At 43.1% G+C, this 529-nt stretch carries 1 protein-coding gene and 1 pseudogene; both read right to left on the bottom strand.

All coding sequences use genetic code 11. The features are described from left to right. Nucleotides 1-107, bottom strand: a pseudogene (locus tag ACTHTS_RS11000) (16S rRNA (guanine(966)-N(2))-methyltransferase RsmD); the annotation flags it as partial. A gap of 130 nt (nt 108-237) precedes the next feature. Then, nucleotides 238-529: hypothetical protein (locus ACTHTS_RS10995; protein ID WP_440370055.1), on the bottom strand; the 292-nt coding region annotated here is incomplete at its 5' end.

The following is a 529-nucleotide window of genomic DNA, read 5'->3' as shown; positions in this document are numbered from 1 at the left end:
GTCGGACGCAGACCGTCTGCAGATAAAAATGTTAACTTTCGTCCACTGCATTGTCCGCCAATGATGCGTACTTGATTGGTGTGTTTGGAATGTTTGTTGTTTGCCATGATTTGTAAAAGATGCCGAGTTTTCAGACGGCCTCAATTATATAGTGAAACTGCCATCAAACCGTATTTCACTCTATCCTTTCAATACAAAAAAGCCGTCTGAAAATCATTTTTCAGACGGCCTAGGCTTTTACTTCTGCACAGCAGCAGCCAGCTGCCTTAACAACTCAATTTCCTTATCCTTCTGCTCCAGCGTTTCCCGGCAATGTTTTCCCTCCTGATTCAACAACTCCAATTTCATAGCTATATCACTTGAGGCATATAAAGCGATATCGCCTCCACTGTCTCCTTCATTAATCTGCAAAACCATCCCGCTGCTATTACCAGATTTTAACAAATCCCACATATCAACTTTAAAGATAGCCGCCAACTGCTCCAGCCTTGGAATATTCAATTGTGTCTCGCCCCGCTCAATCTTAGCG

Origin of the sequence: Neisseria sp. P0019.S003, assembly GCF_051957115.1 — a bacterium.
GTDB classification, from domain to species: Bacteria; Pseudomonadota; Gammaproteobacteria; order Burkholderiales; family Neisseriaceae; genus Neisseria; species Neisseria flavescens_D.
Note: the sequence above shows the minus strand (reverse complement) of the source record. Positions and strands in the feature narration are given on the sequence as shown.